At 60.1% G+C, this 14,956-nt stretch carries 17 protein-coding genes; 10 read left to right on the top strand and 7 right to left on the bottom strand.

The features are described from left to right. Positions 1–117: 117 nt before the first annotated feature. Positions 118–699 carry a shikimate kinase gene (locus O8B93_RS14635; protein WP_269710680.1) on the top strand — a complete coding sequence of 194 codons (582 nt, stop codon included), beginning with the start codon at positions 118–120 and terminating at the stop codon, positions 697–699. Between the two features lie 5 nt (positions 700–704). Next, positions 705–1,838, top strand: a complete 1,134-nt coding sequence (aroB, locus tag O8B93_RS14630; RefSeq protein ID WP_269710679.1) for a 3-dehydroquinate synthase — start codon at positions 705–707, stop codon at positions 1,836–1,838. Positions 1,839–2,064: 226 nt separating this feature from the next. Here the strand turns inward: aroB and O8B93_RS14625 are convergent, their stop codons facing one another. Next, a complete protein-coding gene (locus O8B93_RS14625; protein WP_269710678.1) occupies positions 2,065–2,346 on the bottom strand; it encodes a BolA family protein in 282 nt (93 codons plus the stop codon). Positions 2,347–2,461: 115 nt separating this feature from the next. On the opposite strand from O8B93_RS14625, the gene O8B93_RS14620 reads away from it, so the two are divergent. The 4 genes from O8B93_RS14620 to O8B93_RS14605 all read left to right on the top strand — a co-directional run bounded on the left by O8B93_RS14620 (position 2,462) and on the right by O8B93_RS14605 (position 7,183). After that, entirely contained in the window at positions 2,462–3,097 is a 636-nt protein-coding gene (locus tag O8B93_RS14620; protein WP_269710677.1) for a J domain-containing protein, read from the top strand. 68 nt (positions 3,098–3,165) lie between these two features. After that, positions 3,166–4,155: a cobaltochelatase subunit CobS gene (cobS, locus tag O8B93_RS14615; protein ID WP_003523293.1), complete on the top strand. Its 990-nt coding sequence runs from the start codon at positions 3,166–3,168 to the stop codon at positions 4,153–4,155. Positions 4,156–4,263: 108 nt separating this feature from the next. Next, a complete protein-coding gene (gene cobT, locus O8B93_RS14610) occupies positions 4,264–6,168 on the top strand; it encodes a cobaltochelatase subunit CobT (RefSeq protein WP_269710819.1) in 1,905 nt (634 codons plus the stop codon). After that, positions 6,158–7,183: an esterase-like activity of phytase family protein gene (locus tag O8B93_RS14605; RefSeq protein ID WP_269710676.1), complete on the top strand. Its 1,026-nt coding sequence runs from the start codon at positions 6,158–6,160 to the stop codon at positions 7,181–7,183. Before cobT ends, O8B93_RS14605 begins: the two co-directional genes overlap by 11 nt. A 3-nt stretch (positions 7,184–7,186) precedes the next feature. On the opposite strand, the gene O8B93_RS14600 is transcribed toward O8B93_RS14605, so the two are convergent. The 3 genes from O8B93_RS14600 to rpmB form a co-directional block, all read right to left on the bottom strand. Continuing rightward, a complete protein-coding gene (locus tag O8B93_RS14600) occupies positions 7,187–7,522 on the bottom strand; it encodes a pentapeptide repeat-containing protein (protein ID WP_269710675.1) in 336 nt (111 codons plus the stop codon). Positions 7,523–7,633: 111 nt separating this feature from the next. Continuing rightward, positions 7,634–8,272 carry a queuosine precursor transporter gene (locus O8B93_RS14595; RefSeq protein WP_269710674.1) on the bottom strand — a complete coding sequence of 213 codons (639 nt, stop codon included), beginning with the start codon at positions 8,270–8,272 and terminating at the stop codon, positions 7,634–7,636. Between the two features lie 165 nt (positions 8,273–8,437). After that, positions 8,438–8,728 carry a 50S ribosomal protein L28 gene (gene rpmB, locus O8B93_RS14590; protein WP_003509888.1) on the bottom strand — a complete coding sequence of 97 codons (291 nt, stop codon included), beginning with the start codon at positions 8,726–8,728 and terminating at the stop codon, positions 8,438–8,440. Positions 8,729–8,980: 252 nt separating this feature from the next. Between rpmB and O8B93_RS14585 the strand changes: the two genes are divergently transcribed. Beyond that, entirely contained in the window at positions 8,981–9,754 is a 774-nt protein-coding gene (locus tag O8B93_RS14585) for a DUF3108 domain-containing protein (RefSeq protein WP_269710673.1), read from the top strand. 203 nt (positions 9,755–9,957) lie between these two features. Here O8B93_RS14585 and O8B93_RS14580 read toward each other — a convergent pair whose 3' ends face one another. Then, on the bottom strand, positions 9,958–10,398 hold the full coding sequence (locus tag O8B93_RS14580) for a cupin domain-containing protein (RefSeq protein WP_269710672.1): 441 nt from the start codon (positions 10,396–10,398) through the stop codon (positions 9,958–9,960). Beyond that, the gene (gloB, locus tag O8B93_RS14575) at positions 10,398–11,168 is read right to left on the bottom strand and encodes a hydroxyacylglutathione hydrolase (protein ID WP_269710671.1); all 771 of its coding nucleotides are present in this window, start codon (positions 11,166–11,168) and stop codon (positions 10,398–10,400) included. Before gloB ends, O8B93_RS14580 begins: the two co-directional genes overlap by 1 nt. 119 nt (positions 11,169–11,287) lie before the next feature. On the opposite strand from gloB, the gene O8B93_RS14570 reads away from it, so the two are divergent. The 3 genes from O8B93_RS14570 to O8B93_RS14560 all read left to right on the top strand — a co-directional run bounded on the left by O8B93_RS14570 (position 11,288) and on the right by O8B93_RS14560 (position 14,169). Further along, positions 11,288–12,049, top strand: coding sequence for a class I SAM-dependent methyltransferase (locus tag O8B93_RS14570; protein WP_269710670.1), 762 nt, complete (start codon positions 11,288–11,290; stop codon positions 12,047–12,049). 84 nt (positions 12,050–12,133) lie between these two features. Continuing rightward, positions 12,134–13,240, top strand: a complete 1,107-nt coding sequence (gene hisC / locus O8B93_RS14565) for a histidinol-phosphate transaminase (protein WP_269710669.1) — start codon at positions 12,134–12,136, stop codon at positions 13,238–13,240. Continuing rightward, positions 13,240–14,169 carry a prephenate/arogenate dehydrogenase family protein gene (locus O8B93_RS14560; protein ID WP_269710668.1) on the top strand — a complete coding sequence of 310 codons (930 nt, stop codon included), beginning with the start codon at positions 13,240–13,242 and terminating at the stop codon, positions 14,167–14,169. Before hisC ends, O8B93_RS14560 begins: the two co-directional genes overlap by 1 nt. A gap of 80 nt (positions 14,170–14,249) precedes the next feature. Here O8B93_RS14560 and O8B93_RS14555 read toward each other — a convergent pair. Further along, the coding region (locus O8B93_RS14555; protein ID WP_269710667.1) for a transposase at positions 14,250–14,956 on the bottom strand (707 nt) is incomplete at its 5' end.

Raw genomic sequence — 14,956 nt, 5'->3', positions numbered from 1 at the left:
CGCTCCACCCCGCGCCGCATGCGGCGTTGATTGTGATTCACCACCATTCAGTCAGCAATTTGGCTTGACGCTTCGTAAACATTTGCAGATATCCATGCCAAACGGGCTTTCAAATTTATGAATGAAACGAATTTATCCGTCCCGGCCACACTCGGGGAGCAAGCGCGGGCAAAGCTCGGACGGCGCAACATCGTCTTCGTCGGGCTGATGGGGGCTGGAAAGTCGGCGGTCGGCCGCATGGTGGCCCAGCAGCTCAAGGTTCCTTTCATCGATACGGATGTCGAAATCGAGCGCGTATCGCGCATGACGATAGCGGAACTTTTCGCCACCTATGGCGAGGAGGAATTCCGGGCGCTGGAAACGCGGGTCATCAAGCGCCTGTTGCGCGGTGGTCCCAAGGTCGTCTCCACCGGCGGCGGCGCATTTATCAACGACAATACCCGAGCGCACATCAGACGCGGCGGCATTTCGCTGTGGCTGAAGGCCGATCTCGAGGTTCTGTGGGAGAGGGTCAACAAGCGCGACCACCGCCCGCTTCTCAAGACTGAAAACCCCAAGGCAACGCTCGCTGCCCTGATGGAGAAACGTTATCCGATTTATGCGGAGGCGGACGTCACCATCGAATCCCGTGATGTCCGCAAGGAGATCATCGCGACCGAAGTGCTGACGGCCTTGGCCGGCCTTAAACAGAAAGACTGATCATCATGACGCCTTCCGAAATCCACGCCGATGAACGTCTTGTCCATGTGCCGCTCGGCGAGCGCGCCTATGACATTCTGATCGGGCCGGGACTGATCGGCAGGGCGGGTGGCGAAATTTCAGCGCGGCTGAAGGGCAGACGTGCGGCGATCATCACCGACGAGCATGTCGCGCCGCTTTACCTCGAAGGCCTGATGGACGGCCTGCAGACGGATGGCATCGAGGCCGTCTCGCTGACGCTGCCGGCCGGAGAGAAGACCAAGAGCTTCGAGCATCTCGTCACCGTCTGCGATGCGGTTCTCTCCGCACGGGTGGAGCGCAACGATGCGGTGATCGCACTCGGCGGTGGCGTCATCGGCGATCTCGCCGGTTTTGCCGCAGGCATCGTGCGCCGCGGCGTGCGCTTCGTGCAGATACCGACTTCGCTTCTGTCGCAGGTTGATTCCTCCGTTGGCGGCAAGACCGGCATCAACAGCCGCCACGGCAAGAACCTCATCGGCGTTTTCCATCAGCCCGATCTGGTGCTGGCCGATACGGCGGTGCTCGATACGCTGAGCCCGCGGGAATTCCGCGCCGGTTATGCCGAAGTGGTCAAATACGGTTTGATCGATAAGCCGGATTTCTTCTTCTGGCTGGAAAAGAACTGGGATGACATCCGCACCGGCGGCCCGGCCCGCATCGAGGCGATCGCCACGAGCTGCCAGGCCAAAGCCGATGTGGTGGTGGCCGACGAGAAGGAAAACGGCGTGCGCGCCCTTCTGAACCTCGGCCACACTTTCGGCCACGCGCTGGAGGCGGCAACCAATTACGACAGCAAGCGGCTGGTGCACGGCGAAGGTGTCGCCATCGGCATGGTGCTGGCGCACCAGTTCTCCGCCCGCATGACCCTTGCAAGCCCCGATGATGCGGCGCGCGTCGAAGCGCACCTGAAGGCCGTCGGACTGCCGACAGCGATGAAGGATATTCCTGGTAAATTGCCGCCGGTCGAGACGCTGATGACGGCGATCGCACAGGACAAGAAGGTCAAGGGCGGCAAGCTCACCTTCATCCTCACCCACGGCATTGGCCAGTCCTTCGTGGCTGATGATGTCGCGGCGTCCGAGGTGCAGTCCTTCCTGTCGGAGAAGCATCCGGGGTGAACTGGCGCCGGGCAGTACGGTGAGGGCGCCCCCTCATCGCCTCGCTCCGCTCCGGCACTTCTCCCCGGCGGGGAGAAGAACAAGCCGCTTTGGCAATGCTATACGAGGGAACGGTGCTGGCGCTTTGAGCAAGGCGTTGCCGCCCGGTTTCTTCTCCCCGCCGGGGAGAGGTGGCCCGAAGGGCCGGATGAGGGGGCTTGCTCTCGGTTTTAATGATAAACTTGGCCTAAAACCGTACCACTTCCCCCGGCGCCGCTGCCTCGATCGCCAGCGCATGCAGCCCGGCGTCGAGTTCCGGCTTCAAAACGGCGTTAATCGCCCGGTGACGCTCGATGCGAGACTTGCCTGAAAAGCTCTCAGACACTATCTGAACCCGCATATGCGTCTCGCCCGTGCCTGTCATATCCGGCTGGTGGCCCGCATGCATCTGGCTTTCATCGACAACCCTCAGGCGTTCCGGCGAAAAGCTCTGCCGAAGCTTCGTTTCTATGCGTTCTCGCAGGGACATGCAGAGGGCTCCAATCCTGTTAGCTGGTCTTTGAAAGGGGCTACCTAAAAGCCTGTAACATTCCGCTTTGTCAATTCTTGTTGTGCGGCTTTTCGCACCCCATAATCAGGGCATCATGAAACTGGATTCGAAATATTTCGATCGCATCCGCACGCGCCGGAAAAGGGAGCGGGAACCTGAGGTTCAGGCTCCTACCTGCCAGTGGGACGGATGCGATAAACCGGGCGTTCACCGCGCACCTGTCGGCCGCAATGCCGAGGGGCAATTCTTCCTGTTCTGTTTTGAGCATGTGAAGGAATACAACAAAGGTTACAATTATTTTTCCGGCCTCTCCGACAGCGAGATCGCCCGTTACCAGAAGGAGGCGATCACCGGCCATCGCCCCACCTGGACTGTGGGCGTCAACAAGACGGCCCGCGATAGCCCGCTGCATTCCACCCTGCGCTCCGGCACGGCGAGCGGCAATGCCCGCATACGCGATCCCTTCGGCTTTGCCGGCGGTTTTACGGGTGGCTCGAGGGCAGGCGGCACCCGCATGCAACAGGACCGTAAACTGAAGACGCTGGAGGCAAAAGCCTTCGATACGCTCGGCCTTTCTTCCAATGCGAAGCAGGAAGACATAAAAAGGCGCTATAAGGAGCTTGTCAAAAAGCACCATCCTGATGCTAATGGTGGCGATCGTGGTTCGGAAGAACGTTTTCGGGCTGTTGTTCAAGCATATCAATTGTTAAAGCAGTCAGGTTTCTGCTAAGCCAACTTACGTGTTTACCGCCTGATTGATGATGTGGCCGGGTGGCTGCCGCCCGCCTTGGAGACGTGATGAGCAAAATCGACCTTGATATTTCCAACCTGCCCGACACGACGGTGTCCGTGCGGGAGGTTTTCGGCATTGATACGGATCTGCGGGTTCCCGCCTATTCCCAGGGCGACGCCTATGTGCCGGACCTCGATCCCGACTATCTTTTCGACCGCGATACGACGCTTGCGATCCTCGCCGGTTTTGCTCACAACCGACGCGTCATGGTTTCCGGTTTCCACGGTACGGGTAAATCCACCCATATCGAGCAGGTCGCCGCCCGCCTGAACTGGCCCTGCGTTCGCGTCAACCTCGACAGCCATGTCAGTCGTATCGATCTCGTCGGTAAGGACGCCATCGTCCTCAAAGACGGCAAGCAGGTCACCGAATTCAAGGACGGCATCCTGCCCTGGGCCTACCAGCACAATGTTGCGCTCGTTTTCGACGAATATGATGCCGGCCGCCCGGACGTGATGTTCGTTATCCAGCGCGTGCTGGAATCGTCCGGCCGCCTGACCCTGCTCGACCAGAGCCGCGTCATCCGTCCTCACCCCGCCTTCCGCATCTTTGCGACCGCCAACACGGTTGGCCTTGGTGATACGACGGGCCTTTACCACGGCACGCAGCAGATCAACCAGGCGCAGATGGACCGCTGGTCCATCGTCACCACGCTGAACTATCTGCCGCATGAGCAGGAAGTGAACATCATTGCCGCCAAAGTGAAGAGCTTCGATAATCCGAAGGGCCGCGAAACCGTCTCCAAGATGGTGCGCGTGGCCGATCTCACCCGTTCGGCCTTCATCAATGGCGATCTTTCCACGGTCATGAGCCCGCGTACCGTCATCACCTGGGCGGAAAATGCGGAAATCTTCGGCGATCTCGCTTTTGCCTTCCGTGTGACCTTCCTCAACAAGTGCGACGAGCTTGAGCGTACCCTGGTAGCCGAGCAATATCAGCGTGCCTTTGGCGTTGAGCTCAAGGAAAGCGCCGCGAACATCGTTCTCAGCGCCTGATCGTCTCCGGCTCGTCCGGAGAAGATCACCGATGACTTGAAGACGCCGGCGGGCCGCGCATCCTAGGGATGGGCGTGCCGCAGGCGCCGACAAATGACAGGAAAGACAATGGCAGGGCGCGGCGACAATTCCAGAGCGAAACCGGGTACGGCGATCGATACGGAGCCGTTGCGTCAGGCGATTGCCGGATGTGTGCGATCCGTTGCCGGCGATGCCGAGGTCGAGGTCGTTTTCGCCAATGAGCGGCCGGGCCTTGCCGGCGAGCGCATGCGCCTGCCGGAAATTTCCAAGAAACCCACGGCGCAGGAGATCGCCATCACGCGTGGTCTCGGCGATTCCATGGCGCTGCGTCTCGCCTGCCACGATGCGGACACGCATGCGATGATGTCGCCGCATGGCGCCGAGGCACAGCTGGTTTTCGATGCCGTCGAACAGGCGCGGGTGGAATCCATCGGCGCGCTGCGCATGCCGGGCATGGCCTCCAATATCAAGGCCATGAATACGGAAAAATACGCAAAGGCCAATTTCTCCGGCATCAACAATAAAGATGATGCACCGCTCGCCGAGGCTGTGGCGCTTCTGGTGCGTGAGAAACTGACCGGCGAAAAACCACCGGCGAGCGCCGGCAAGGTTCTCGACCTCTGGCGTGACTTCATCGAAGACAAGGCCGCAGGCGACCTCAACGATCTTTCCCGCGTCATTACCGACCAGAAGGCGTTCTCGCGGCTGGTGCGCAAGATGTTGACCTCCATGCAGATGGCGGAAGATTTCGGCGACGAGGATAACGAGCCGGAAAGCCAGGAAGCGGAATCCAACGAGGACCAGCCGCGCACCAACGAGACCGAGGAAGAGCAGGTCGAGGAAGAGGCCGGCTCCGATGCGACGCCCGCCGATGAAAACGAGGCCTCGCAGGAGGAGATGGAAGAAGGCGAGATGGACGGCGCCGAGATGTCGGACGAAGAAATGTCCGACGATCTCGACGAGGATTCCGAAACGCCCGGTGAAACCCGCCGCCCGAACAGCCCCTTCGACGATTTCAACGAAAAGGTCGACTACCGTATCTTTACCGAGGAATTCGACGAGGAAATTCGCGCCGAGGAACTGTGCGACGAGGCCGAGCTGGACCGTCTGCGCGCCTTTCTCGACAAGCAGCTCGCCCATCTTCAGGGTGCGGTCGGGCGCCTGGCGAACCGGCTGCAGCGCCGCCTGATGGCGCAGCAGAACCGCTCCTGGGATTTCGATCTGGAAGAGGGTTATCTCGATCCGGCCCGTCTCGTCAGGCTCATCATCGATCCCATGCAGCCGCTCTCCTTCAAGAAGGAGCGCGACACCAAGTTCCGCGATACCGTCGTCTCGCTCGTCATCGACAATTCCGGTTCGATGCGCGGTCGTCCGATCACCGTCGCAGCCACCTGCGCCGATATTTTGGCCCGCACGCTGGAACGCTCGGGCGTGAAGGTGGAGATTCTCGGTTTCACCACCAAGGCGTGGAAGGGCGGGCAGTCGCGCGAACAGTGGCTGGCGAACAGCAAGCCCGCTTCGCCAGGCCGCCTTAATGATCTGCGCCACATCATCTACAAGTCGGCGGATGCGCCGTGGCGGCGCGCACGGCGCAATCTCGGTCTGATGATGCGCGAAGGCCTGCTGAAGGAAAACATCGACGGCGAGGCGCTGATGTGGGCGCACAACCGCCTGATCAGTCGCCCCGAGCAGCGCAAGATCATGATGATGATCTCGGACGGTGCGCCGGTCGATGATTCCACCCTGTCGGTTAATCCGGGCAACTATCTGGAACGGCACCTGCGCGCCGTCATCGAGCAGATCGAAACGCGCTCGCCGGTAGAATTGCTGGCAATCGGTATCGGCCATGATGTGACCCGTTATTACCGCCGTGCTGTCACCATCGTGGACGCGGATGAGCTGGCCGGCGCGATGACCGAGCAGCTTGCTGCCCTCTTCGAGGATACGAGCGGTGCTTCCGGTTCGTCCCGCAGGATCCGCCGTGCCGGATAAGCGGGGTCGGGCTTCCTCCGCCTGCAAGTCCTTTGCGCTGGCCGCCGTTTTTGCGGCGGCTTCGCTTTTTCCCGTTCCCATCGGCGCATCGACCATCGATGTGCCGGTCAGCGTTCGCCTGCTGTCGGGTTTCGAAGTCGGCACCAGCGCAAAACGTTTCGGCAAGCTGGAATTTATCGGCGGCATGGTGATGAGCGCCCCGGAAAAGCTGTTCGGGGCGATATCCTCCATCCGCTTCCGCCCCGATGGTGAGGAATTTATCGCGGTGCTGGATACCGGCCACTGGCTGACGGGCAGGATCACGCGTGGTGCTGCCGGCGCGCTGTCCGGGCTTGCTGATGTCCGCATTACCCCCATGCTGGACACGGGTGGTCGCGAACCGCCTCGCAAAATGGAAATGGATGCGGAAGGGCTGGCGCTGCGCGACGGCCAGGTGTTCGTCAGCTACGAGCAGCGGCACAGGATCGATATCTATCCGGATCCGGGCTTTGCAACAGCAAAGCCACTCAGTCGCCTGCCACATCTCATCCCCAATAATGAACTGCGCCATAATGGTGGCATGGAAGCCCTGGCGGTGTCGCCGGCCGATTCGCCGCTCGCCGGCGCTCTGGTCGTGGTGGCTGAAAAAAGCATCGATACGAATGGCAATCTTCTCGCAGCCATATTGGAAGGTCCGCTGAAGGGCACCTTCACTGTCACCCATCATCCGTCATTCGATGTGACTGACGGTGCTTTCCTGCCGAACGGCGATCTGCTGCTTCTTGAGCGGCGCTTCAATTTCGCCGAAGGCGTTGGCATGCGCATTCGGCGCATCCGTGGGGGCGACATCAAGCCGGGTGCCGTGGTGGATGGTGAAATCCTCATGGAAGCGGGCATGGCCTACCAGATCGACAATATGGAAGGCATGGATGTGGTGAAGGGGCCGGATGGCTCGACGCGCCTCATCATCGTGTCCGATGACAACCACTCGTTTCTCCAGCGCAACCTGATGCTGGAATTCAAGCTGGTGGAGTGAATATCAGGCCTGCTCCTGTGCCGCCTTGTAGGCAGCCAGCAGATCCTCGACCGGAATGCCGTCGATCTTCATGCCGACCATTCGGCACGCTGTTATCTGCGCGCCGGACAGGTTTGAATTGCTCAGCTTCAGTCCGGTAAAATTGACGTCATCGATTGACCAGCCGGACATGTTGCTGTCCGTAAACGACGCACCGGAAAAGTTGATGTCGCTGAAGCGTGTGCCGGCCAGATTGACATTGTTGAAGACCGTCCCGGACAGATTGACGTTATCGAAGCTGGAGCCCGAAAGCGTGGCGCTCGTCGCATCCACAATGTCGATAACGTCCTTGATCTGCATGTTGGTCTGCCTCCGCGCTTTGACACGGACGGCAGACTGCAACGCCGACTGTGGGTTTGCAAGCGCGATTTGATCACGTATCCCGGCCTCAAATCCGGTTGACTGAAAATATCAGTTCGGTTTGACGGTGCCTGGCATCGGCTTCAGCGTGTTCATCAGAGCGCCGTAAGGAAGGAGCATGACGAGGCCGACGAGGACCTTGACCGACAAATCACCCATTGCCCAGGAAATCCACCGGGGAGCTTCTAGAGCGAAGACGCCGAGCAGCGGCGCGCTTTCGATGGCGAAGGCATCGTTAGGGCCGACAAAGGAGAAACTCGCTGCAAAGGCGATGGAGAAGAACAGCGCCGTATCCAGCACCGAACCCAGCATGGAACCGGCAAGCGGCGCATGCCACCAGCGCTGGCGGCGCAGGCGGTTGAACACCGAAATATCGAGCAGCTGGCCGATCAGATAGGCGGTACCGGAAGCGACGGCGATGCGGGGGATCGATGTCCAGAAGGACAACGTGACGCCGACGATGAAGCCGGCAAGCACCACGCGGCGCGCGACCGAGGGGCCGAACTGGCGATTCGTCAGGTCGGTGACGAGGAAGGCGACCGGATAGGTGAAGGCGCCCCAGGTCAGAAGATCACCGAGGTTGATGCCTAACAGCGAGCCCGACAGCGGATATTGCACCAGAATATTGGAAGCGACGACGACGAGCGTCATCAGCAGAACGTAGATAATCGTAAAGCGCAGATAGGGCATTTTTTTATCCTGGGTGATGCCACCAGTTGGAGCCAAACATCGGAGCGAAACGTCTGAAACGATTTCCGCAAAACCCGATGCAATTAAAATCTGAAACAAACAAAAGGCTTGAGCGGCGAAAAGCCATTCAAGCCTTCTGAATATCAGATGATGTCGAAGCCGCTATTAAGCAGCTTCAGCAGTCTTCTTGGCGATCTGGCGGCGCAGGAGACGAGCGCGCATGCTCAGTTCGTTTTCGCCGGACTTCAGAAGGAAAGCATCGAGGCCGCCACGGTGTTCAACGGAGCGCAGAGCGGCTGCGGAAACACGCAGGCGGAAGCGCTGGCCGAGAGCATCGGAGATCAACGTGACCTGGCAGAGGTTCGGAAGGAACCGGCGCTTGGTCTTGTTGTTGGCGTGGCTGACGTTGTTGCCCGTCTGGACGCCCTTGCCGGTCAATTCGCATACACGGGACATGGGTACACCTATTTCGTTTCGTCTGTTTCACCACTGGCTCGCCACCGGCAAAACCGGGGTGGCAATCCAACTGGCCATGATTGGAAAGTTGCGGTTCTATAGTCAGACGGGACTTAACAGTCAAGCCGCTCACGATCAAATCAAAGGAAATTCCGGCGTTTTCAACCGTCGTCCGCTTTTTTATTGCCACAAGTCAGCGTATATGATCGCCCGATAAGGCCGCTTCCGCGCCTCTTTTAAGGTGATATCGAAATGATTGCCAGAGGAAAAAGCATTTTCATGGCCGTGACAATGGCGTTTGCGGGCGTCTCCCCCTCGCTCGCCGCCGAAGCACGCCACACAAGCGAATACAGCATCAATCTGGGCATTTTACCGATTGCACGGGCAAGTTTTTCGACTCGCATGGATGGACCGAATTATTCGATCTCCGGTTCCTTCAGTGCCGCCGGCCTTGCCAGCATCCTCAAGGACATTTCCGGCAAGACTACGGTTTCCGGCGCCAAGCGTGGCCACCGGCTGCAGGCAAACGAATATTCACTGGTCTACAAGGACGGCAAGCGGGTACGCACCTACGACGTCGTCTACCGCAACGGCAATGTCACCTCGACGACGGTGAAACCCGAACCAAAGGCCCGGCCGGACAACTGGGTTGACGTGAAGGACCGCGACCTGCGCTCGGTTCTCGATCCGATTTCCGGCCTCATCATTCCCGCGGGCGGCCGCATCTGCCCGACTCGCCTGCCGATCTACGACGGTGAGTCCAGACTCGACCTCGTTTTGAGTTCCAGTGGCACCAAGCCGTTCAAGACGAACGGCTTCAGTGGCGACGCCATCGTCTGCAAGGCGCGTTACGTGCCGAAGTCGGGTTACCGGCAGGGGCGCAAGGATATCGAATATCTGAAATCCATCTCGATGGAGATCTGGTTCGCCAAGTCGAACAATATGGATGTCTATGCGCCTGTTTATGCGATCATTCCGACGCGGGTGGGTCAGGTCTATATTACTGCTACGAAATACGGTGGCTGACCGGGATTTATAGCAGGGCAAGTTATGCTCGGCGGTGCGGCGCATTTCTTCTCCCCGAGGGGGGGAAGGTGGCCCGAAGGGTCGGATGAGGGGGCAACGCCAGCGATATGCGGAGAGCCAGCTCCCTCATCCCGCTGCCGCGGACTTCTCCCCGGCGGGGAGAAGAAACAAGGGCCACCCGCTCGCTTCACCGGCTCTGAGCTTCAGGGCACATCCCCCGGCGACCAACCAGGTTCTGCCATCACAAAGCTCGAAAACGCAAAGCCCGGTGAGACGGTGCAGCCGACGAGGGTGAAATCGCCGAGGCTTTCTGCCGATTGCCAGCAATTGGCCGGCACGATCACCTGTGGGCGCTCTCCCTCCAGAATGGCGGGACCAAGCGTGAAGGTCTGCACCTCCCGGCCGTCCTGCGAAAGATGCAGGGAGATCGGCGCGCCGGCATAATAGTGCCACACCTCCACCGCATCGGTGACCCGGTGCCAGTGCGAGCGCACGCCCTTTTCCAGCAGATAATAAATCGCCGTCGAATGGCCACGTTCGCCGCCGGCCTTGTCGCGGAACGTCTGGTGGTAGAACCCGCCCTCTGGATGCGGCTCCAGCCCAAGCTCGCGAATGATCGCCTGCGCCGACATATCTATTGCCATCAGAAATTGTCCTTGCGCGTGCGGATTTCCGCGAAGACGTCGGCATCGGCAGCGCCTTCAAGGCCGAGATGTCTGCGGATGCCGGCATCCGCCACGCGCATATAGGGATTGGTCTGCTTTTCGAGCCCGATGGTGGTGGGAATGGTGAATTCATTGGCCTGCCGCGCGGTCTCGACGCGGGCAGCGCGCTCGGCCAGCACTGCATTGTCGGGATCGACGGTCAGCGCAAAACGGGCATTCGAAAGCGTATATTCGTGGCCGAAATAGACCCTTGTGTTGTCAGGCAGGGCCATCAGTTTCTGGAAGGAATGCCACATATCCGCCGCCGGGCGTTCGAACAGTCGGCCGCAACCCATGGCAAACAGCGTATCGGCGGCAAACAGCAGGCCGTCATCCGGTAGATAATAACAGATGTGACCCGCCGTGTGGCCGGGTGTGGCGATAACTTGAACGCGTCGTCCGGCGAATTCGAATTCGTCGCCATCGGCCTGCGAACGGTCGAGGCCCGGTATGGCCACAGCTTCGTCATAGGGGCCGTGAATTTCACACTGAAACTTGTCCTTCAGCGCCAGATTGGCTTCCACATGGTCCTGATGGTGGTGGGTGGTGAAGATATGCGTGAGCTTCCAGCCGTGGCCGTCGAGGGCACGCAGGATCGGCCCTTCTTCCGGTGCGTCGATGGCCGCCGTCGCCCCGCTTTCGGGGTCGTGCAAAAGAACCCCGAAATTATCGCTGCGGCAAAGAAAGACGTCTATTTCCAAAGGTTTCATCGTATCCTCTCCATTTGCCGGCCAAAACCGGCGCATTCGCCCGCCTGACTTTCCCAACTGACTTCCAATGTAGGGGCAGACGCCTTGAAGTCCAACCGCCTGATGCTACATTCTCGCCCATGAATACCGATATTGTCGATCTGCGCGAATTCTATCATTCTCCGCTTGGCCGCTCGGCCGAGCAGGCGATCACCATGGCGCTTTCGACACTTTGGCCGCCCTTGCCGGAAGAACGGCTGGTGGGCCTCGGTTATGCCGTGCCGTTTCTGGAGCGGTTCCGTCACGATACGGAGCGCACCTTCGCCTTCATGCCGGCGGGGCAGGGGGCGGTGAACTGGCCGGCGGGCGAGCTTTCCTCCACCGCGCTGGTGTTCGATGAGGAATTGCCGCTGCCCGATTCCTCGATAGACCGGGTGTTGATGGTGCATGCGCTGGAATTTGCCGAAAATCCGCGTGAGAGTTTAAAGGAGCTGTGGCGGGTGCTGGCGCCCGGCGGCCGTCTGGTGATCGTGGTGCCGAACCGGCGAGGGGTCTGGGCGCGCATGGAACATACGCCCTTCGGTTCCGGCCGGCCCTATTCTCGCGGGCAGCTGACGGCGCTTCTGCGCGAAACGAATTTCACGCCGGGCGCCACCGCCGAGGCGCTGTTTTTTCCGCCCACCACCAGCCGGCCGGTGCTGAAATTCCGCCGTTATCTCGAACATACAGGCCGTCGCCTCTGGCCGCTGTTTTCCGGCGTCATCGTGGTGGAAGCGCAAAAACGCCTCTATCAGGGATTGCCGGTCACTCAGCGTGCCTCGCGCCGGGTTTTTGTGCCCGTGCTCGCGCCGCAGGGTGTGCCCACCACCCGCACCGCCGCAACCCAAGGAAAGCCGCGCTGACCCTCGACAAAGCGGCCATTCCGGTCTAATGCCTCCGGCATTGCTTTTGCCGGGTTCTCCGGCGTTTTTCCAAAGGTCGATCAAATGAGTGCAGAGCTTAGCCAACCTGTTCCGCGTCCGGGTATTCTGGATATCGCCGCTTATGTTCCCGGCAAGGAACATGTGGACGGCGTCGCGAAGGTTTATAAGCTCTCCTCCAATGAAACGCCGCTTGGGCCGAGCCCGAAGGCGATAGAGGCTTTCAGTGCTGCTGCCAGCCATCTGGAAATCTATCCGGACGGTCAGGCGATCGCGCTGCGCCAGGCGATTGCCGACGTGCACGGCCTCAATATCGCAAACATCCTGTGCGGCAACGGTTCGGATGAGCTTCTCGGCCTGCTGTGCCATGTCTATCTGGGCGCGGGTGATGAGGCGATCATCACCGAACACGGTTTTCTCGTCTACAAGATCCAGATCATGGGCGCGGGTGCGACCCCGGTGACGGTGAAGGAAAAGGATTGTGCGGTGGACGTGGACGCAATCCTCGCCGCCGTGACGCCGAAGACGAAGATGGTTTTCGTCGCCAATCCGGGTAACCCCACCGGCACTTATGTTCCGGTTGCGGAAATTCGCCGCCTGCAGGCCGGTTTGCCGAAGCATGTCGTGCTGGTGCTGGATGCCGCCTATGCCGAATATGTGCGCAAGAATGACTACGAAGCCGGTCTGGAGCTGGTCTCCGGCAACCGCAACGTAGTGATGACCCGCACCTTCTCCAAGGTTTACGGTCTGGCCGCACTGCGTGTGGGCTGGATGTATGCCCCGGTGGATATTATCGATGCGCTGAACCGTGTGCGCGGCCCGTTCAACATGAGCGCCCCGGCCATTGCGGCGGGTGCCGCTGCGATCCGCGATCAGGCATTCGTTCAGCAGGCTGTGGCGCATAATGCCCTGTGGATGGAAAAGCTGGTCGCGACCTTTACCGGTCTCGGCCTCACCGTCACGCCATCCGTTGCCAACTTCATCCTCATCCATTTCCCGGATCAGGACGGCAAACGCGCGACGGATGCGGATGAGTTCCTGAGCCGCCGCGGTTATATTCTGCGTGCGGTGCGGGGTTATGGTTTCCCGAATGCGTTGAGAATGACCGTCGGCTCTGAAGAGGCCAATCTCGGCGTCATCGCCGTTCTCACCGAGTTCATGGGGCAGGCGTGATGGGTGAGATCATGTTTGAACGCATCGCGCTGGTCGGCATCGGCCTGATCGGCTCGTCGATTGCCCGCGATATCAAAGAGCTTGGGCTTGCCCGCCATGTGGTGATTTCCACCCGCAGCGAAGACACGCTGAAACGGGCGGAGGAGCTGGCGCTCGGCACCGATTACACGGTTTCGGCGGCGGAGGCGGTTGATGATGCCGATCTCGTCATCGTTTCTGTGCCGGTCGGTGCTTCCGAGAGCGTGGCGCAGCAGATCGCCCCGCATCTGAAACCGGGTGCCATCGTCACCGATGTCGGCTCCACCAAGGCCTCGGTCATCGCGCAGATGGCCCCGCATATGCCTGACAATGTGCATTTCATTCCCGGCCATCCGCTGGCAGGCACGGAAAAATCCGGCCCGGATGCCGGTTTTTCCGGCCTCTTCCGTGATCGCTGGTGCATCTTCACGCCGCTACCGGGCACGGACGCTGAGGCTCTGGAAAGGCTCAAGGATTTCTGGCGGGCGCTCGGGTCGCGCGTGGATGAAATGGACGCCGAGCACCACGACAAGGTTCTGGCAATCGTTTCGCATCTGCCGCACATCATCGCCTACAATATCGTCGGCACCGCTGATGATCTGGAGACGGTGACCGAATCGGAAGTCATCAAATATTCCGCTTCCGGTTTTCGTGACTTCACCCGTCTGGCCGCCTCCGATCCCACCATGTGGCGGGATGTCTGCCTGCACAACAAGGATGCCATCCTTGAGATGTTGGCGCGCTTCTCGGAAGACCTCGCCTCACTGCAAAGGGCAATCCGCTGGGGGGAGGGCGACAAGCTGTTCGAACTGTTTTCCCGCACACGCTCCATCCGCCGCTCCATCGTCGAGGCCGGTCAGGACGTCGATACGCCTGACTTCGGGCGTCATGCGCTGGATCAGAAGAAGTAAATCGCCGCAGGCGACAGTCTTGGCCGGATTTGATCCGGCCATCAGACCGCTGGCAAAGTGTCAAAGCCCTGCTTTCGTCATCAACTCTGTTGTAACAAGTCGTCTCTGAGCCTTGCGTTTATAGTCACGACGATCTTTCGCATGGTTGCGGCGATAGCGACGATGGGCGGTTTTCCGTTTCGGATGAGGCGTTTGTAGAAGGGGGCGAACTGTCCCTTTCCCTGTGCTGCACACATTGCGGGCATGAACAATGCGGTTTTGGCCTGGGGCCTTCCGCCGCGCTGTCGCCGTCGACCTTTGGCGTTTCCGCTTTCGCTGGGATGGGGAGCGGTTCCGGCAAGGGCTGCGGCCTGACGTCGATGCAGGGAACCGAGTTCCGGCATCTGGGCGATCAGATTTGCAGCGCTCAGGGTTCCGACGCCGCTGACCGTGGTGCAGATACGGATGCGCCTGGCAAGCCTGTCGCTTCTTTCGACGAGTGCTGCGATTTGGCCATCGAGGGCGTCGATCTGGCGCTGGATGGCACCGAGCATGGCCTTGAACGAGGCTGCGATAGCCTTTGCGCCAGGGGCTTTAGAGCGGTTGTGCTCGGCAACCCTGAGCGCCACGAGATCGGCTCTGCGCCGCACCAGCACCTGCAATTCCATCTCATCGGCATCCGGCGCATGCCATAACGGCAACCTTGCCCAACGCTCGCAGCCATAGGCGGCCATCTGTCCATCGGCATCCGGCGCATGCCATAACGGCAACCTTGCCCAACGCTCGCAGCCATAGGCGGCCATCTGTC

This window comes from Martinezella rhizogenes, assembly GCF_027460065.1.
GTDB lineage: Bacteria > Pseudomonadota > Alphaproteobacteria > Rhizobiales > Rhizobiaceae > Agrobacterium > Agrobacterium rhizogenes_C.
The sequence above is the reverse complement of the archived record's forward strand: the minus strand, read 5'-3'. Positions and strand labels throughout refer to the sequence as shown.

What these genes read in the sequence shown, in the direction of transcription:
- O8B93_RS14635 (WP_269710680.1), top strand. Translation starts at nt 118, where the DNA reads ATGAATGAAACGAATTTATCCGTCCCGGCCACACTCGGGGAGCAAGCG.
- aroB (WP_269710679.1), top strand. Translation starts at nt 705, where the DNA reads ATGACGCCTTCCGAAATCCACGCCGATGAACGTCTTGTCCATGTGCCG.
- O8B93_RS14625 (WP_269710678.1), bottom strand. Translation starts at nt 2,346, where the DNA reads ATGTCCCTGCGAGAACGCATAGAAACGAAGCTTCGGCAGAGCTTTTCG.
- O8B93_RS14620 (WP_269710677.1), top strand. Translation starts at nt 2,462, where the DNA reads ATGAAACTGGATTCGAAATATTTCGATCGCATCCGCACGCGCCGGAAA.
- cobS (WP_003523293.1), top strand. Translation starts at nt 3,166, where the DNA reads ATGAGCAAAATCGACCTTGATATTTCCAACCTGCCCGACACGACGGTG.
- cobT (WP_269710819.1), top strand. Translation starts at nt 4,264, where the DNA reads ATGGCAGGGCGCGGCGACAATTCCAGAGCGAAACCGGGTACGGCGATC.
- O8B93_RS14600 (WP_269710675.1), bottom strand. Translation starts at nt 7,522, where the DNA reads ATGCAGATCAAGGACGTTATCGACATTGTGGATGCGACGAGCGCCACG.
- O8B93_RS14595 (WP_269710674.1), bottom strand. Translation starts at nt 8,272, where the DNA reads ATGCCCTATCTGCGCTTTACGATTATCTACGTTCTGCTGATGACGCTC.
- rpmB (WP_003509888.1), bottom strand. Translation starts at nt 8,728, where the DNA reads ATGTCCCGTGTATGCGAATTGACCGGCAAGGGCGTCCAGACGGGCAAC.
- O8B93_RS14585 (WP_269710673.1), top strand. Translation starts at nt 8,981, where the DNA reads ATGATTGCCAGAGGAAAAAGCATTTTCATGGCCGTGACAATGGCGTTT.
- O8B93_RS14580 (WP_269710672.1), bottom strand. Translation starts at nt 10,398, where the DNA reads ATGGCAATAGATATGTCGGCGCAGGCGATCATTCGCGAGCTTGGGCTG.
- gloB (WP_269710671.1), bottom strand. Translation starts at nt 11,168, where the DNA reads ATGAAACCTTTGGAAATAGACGTCTTTCTTTGCCGCAGCGATAATTTC.
- O8B93_RS14570 (WP_269710670.1), top strand. Translation starts at nt 11,288, where the DNA reads ATGAATACCGATATTGTCGATCTGCGCGAATTCTATCATTCTCCGCTT.
- hisC (WP_269710669.1), top strand. Translation starts at nt 12,134, where the DNA reads ATGAGTGCAGAGCTTAGCCAACCTGTTCCGCGTCCGGGTATTCTGGAT.
- O8B93_RS14560 (WP_269710668.1), top strand. Translation starts at nt 13,240, where the DNA reads ATGGGTGAGATCATGTTTGAACGCATCGCGCTGGTCGGCATCGGCCTG.